Source organism: Tabrizicola sp. (genome assembly GCF_031377265.1).
Classification (GTDB): Bacteria; Pseudomonadota; Alphaproteobacteria; order Rhodobacterales; family Rhodobacteraceae; genus JAUYQR01.
This window is the reverse complement of sequence record NZ_JANMET010000128.1, coordinates 1-3,058: the sequence shown is the minus strand read 5'-3', so window position 1 is coordinate 3,058 and position 3,058 is coordinate 1. Positions and strand designations below refer to the sequence as shown.

The following is a 3,058-nucleotide window of genomic DNA, read 5'->3' as shown; positions in this document are numbered from 1 at the left end:
AGGAAAAAGTCCAAATGGCCCCCGACTTGGGGTATCTCAACCAAACTGCCTGAAAAACCGCCGATCCGCTTTACTCCGAACCGGGCCGAGATTGCATCGCGCAGCGCAAAAGCAACACCAAGCCCGGGCAAGGGCCGCGCCATGATCCCCCGCCATGCCTCCAGGGCAGTGTGGGCTGCTGCCGGTTTCTTGCACACGAAGATAAGATCGTGACCAAGGAACTGGAGAGTGGATATGACGAGACGGAAGTTCAGCCGCGAGTTCAAGATCGAGGCCGTGAGGCTGGTGACGGATCGGGGTGTGGCGGTGGCGCAAGCCGCCCGTGACCTTGATGTGGCGGAGAGCGTGTTGCGGCGCTGGATGCGGGAACTGACCGCAACCCCGGCTGCTGCCTTTCCCGGGAACGGGCAGTTGCGCGCTGATCTGGCCGAGATTGCGGCCTTGAAGAAAGAGGTCGCCCGGCTCCGGGCGGAGCGTGACATCCTCAAGAAAGCGGCAGCTTTTTTCGCGCGGGAGGCGATATGAGGTTCGCCTTCGTCGCCAAACACCGGCACATCTGTGTAAGCGTCCGGCCTGACCGCTCTGCCGCGTGCTGATGGAGCCGGATAGTGTCCACCAACGTTAGTGGACACTAGGGTGCAGGCTTGGCGCGGCGGACGAGGCGGCTTTGGACGGATGATGAGAAGCGGTCGATCTGCCTGCAGACGACTGCGCCGGGCGTTTCGGTGGCTCAGGTGGCGCTTTGCTATACGGTGAACGCGAACCTGATCTTCAGATGGCTTCGCGATCCCAAGTATCGGCCCGAGCCCGGAACGGGATCAGAGGAAGCCGGTTCGCGCTTTCTGCCGGTGGAGATCGTCAGAGAAGCCCCGGTGACCTGCCCAATGCCTTCTGCAGAGAACCGCATCGAGATCGAACTTGCGGGCGGGCACCGGATGCGGATCAGCGGGAGCTATGATCCCGAGGCTCTGGCGCGGCTGATCCGGGGGTTGACGGTGTGATCCCGGTTCCGGCCAACACGCGGGTCTGGCTGGCGGCCGGGGTGACGGACATGCGCAAGGGCTTTGCGGCGCTGGCAGCGCAAGTTGAGGCCGTGCTGCAGCAGGACCCGTTTGCCGGGCATCTGTTCGTCTTCCGTGGCCGCCGGGGCGACCTCGTGAAGGTGATCTGGTGGGATGGCCAAGGGGCCTGCATGTTCCTGAAGCGGCTGGAGAAGGGCCGGTTCGTCTGGCCCTCGGCCAAGGAGGGGAAGGTCGCGCTGACGCCTGCGCAGTTGTCGATGCTGCTGGAGGGGATCGACTGGCGAGCCCCGGAACGGACGTGGCGGCCCTTGGCAGCGGGGTAATCTGCTCACCCCGCAATCAATGATTCCCACAACGAATACAGTGGGATAATCTTCCCGCATGCTGGATCAGACCCTGACCTTGCCCGAAGACCCCGAGGAGCTGCGCAGCTTCACCGCGCGGCTTCTGGCCGAGGTCAAGGCACAGGCGATCTTGATCGAGAAGCTGCGCCACCAGCTGGCCGGGCACAGGGCGCACCGGTTTGGCGCGTCGTCTGAGACCGCCGAGCAGTTGCAACTGGCGCTTGAGACCAGCGAGATCGCGGCGGCGGCGATGACGGCTCGGATGAAGCTGCCGGACATCGAGGAGAAGGACAAACCCAAGCGCCGCCCGATCCCCGACCACATCCCCCGGATGGAGGTGGAACTCAGCCCTGCTGCCGAAGTCTGTGCCGATTGCGGCGGGCGCCTGCGCCGGATCGGCGAGGATGTCACGCAGGAACTGGAATACGTCCCCGGACGCTTCATCGTGAACCGGATCGTCCGGCCGCGCCTGACCTGCACCTGCTGTGAGCGCTTCGTGCAGGCCCCGCTGCCCTCGCGCCCGATCGAGCGTGGCCGTCCTGGGCCAGGCCTGCTGGCCCATGTGCTGGTCAGCAAGTATGCCGACCACCTGCCGCTTTACCGCCAGAGCCAGATCTTCGACCGCGAAGGGCTCGACCTGGACCGCTCGACGCTGGCCGACTGGGTCGGCAAGACCACCACCCTGTTGGAACCCCTCGCAGACGCCATTGGCCGCCATGTCCTGTCCGCCGAGGCGATCTTCGCCGACGACACCCCGATCAGCATGCTCGCCCCAGGCAGCGGCAAGACCCAGACCGCACGGCTCTGGACCTATGCCCGCGACGAACGCCCCTGGGGTGGCGACGCGCCCCCGGCAGCCTGGTATCGGTTCTCCGGCGACCGCAAGGGCCAGCACCCCAAAGACCACCTCGCCCGGTTCCGCGGCTGGATGCATGCCGACGGCTATGCCGGGTTCGAGGACCTCTACCGCTCGGGCGCCATCCGCGAGGTCGCCTGCATGGCCCATGTGCGGCGCAAGTTCGTCGACATCCACCGGTCGCAAGGCTCCCCGATTGCAGAAGAGGCCATCGCCAGGATCGCCCAACTCTACGCCATCGAGAAAGAGGCCAGAGGGTCGCCACCGGATGTCCGAGTCGAGCTTCGCAAGGCACATGCGGCCCCGGTCTTCGACGCCCTCGAGGTCTGGCTGGCCATGCAACTTACCACGATCTCGGGCAAATCCCCGCTCGCGGCCGCCATCCGCTATGCCCTGAGCCGCATGGAGCGCCTGCGTCCCTACCTCGACCACGGCATCCTGGAGTTGGACAACAACGCAGCCGAACGCGGCATGCGCGCCATCGCCTTGGGACGGAAGAACTACCTCTTCGTCGGATCGGAAGCAGGCGGCAAAGCCGCGGCCATCGCCCACACCCTGATCGAAACGGCCAAGCTCAACACCGTCGATCCCAACGCCTGGCTCGCCGACACCCTCGCCCGCATCCCAGACTACAAGATTACAAAGGTCGATGACCTGCTGCCGTGGCACTGGAACCGATAGCGGTCAGACCGGACGGTTACGATCAGGCGGCTTTGATTTCGTGCTTGATGCCGTCGCGGAATTCAACCCCTTGGATGATTTCGGGCAGGCGGTTCTGACCGTCGAGTTTGCGCAATTTCTTTTTGGCGGACAGCATCAGCTGGTGGTAAGCGTCC

At 64.8% G+C, this 3,058-nt stretch carries 3 protein-coding genes and 1 pseudogene; all 4 read left to right on the top strand.

What is annotated here, in order from left to right:
- Positions 1 to 234: 234 nt before the first annotated feature.
- Positions 235 to 557 (top strand): annotated as a pseudogene (locus tag RMO18_RS07545) (transposase); the annotation flags it as partial.
- 87 nt (positions 558 to 644) lie between these two features.
- On the top strand, positions 645 to 1,001 hold the full coding sequence (gene tnpA, locus RMO18_RS07540) for an IS66-like element accessory protein TnpA (protein WP_309664951.1): 357 nt from the start codon (positions 645 to 647) through the stop codon (positions 999 to 1,001).
- On the top strand, positions 998 to 1,345 hold the full coding sequence (gene tnpB, locus RMO18_RS07535) for an IS66 family insertion sequence element accessory protein TnpB (protein WP_309664949.1): 348 nt from the start codon (positions 998 to 1,000) through the stop codon (positions 1,343 to 1,345). Before tnpA ends, tnpB begins: the two co-directional genes overlap by 4 nt.
- Before the next feature lie 58 nt (positions 1,346 to 1,403).
- Positions 1,404 to 2,903 carry an IS66 family transposase gene (gene tnpC / locus RMO18_RS07530; RefSeq protein WP_309664948.1) on the top strand — a complete coding sequence of 500 codons (1,500 nt, stop codon included), beginning with the start codon at positions 1,404 to 1,406 and terminating at the stop codon, positions 2,901 to 2,903.
- Positions 2,904 to 3,058: the final 155 nt, after the last annotated feature.

What these genes read in the sequence shown, in the direction of transcription:
- tnpC (WP_309664948.1), top strand. Translation starts at nt 1,404, where the DNA reads ATGCTGGATCAGACCCTGACCTTGCCCGAAGACCCCGAGGAGCTGCGC.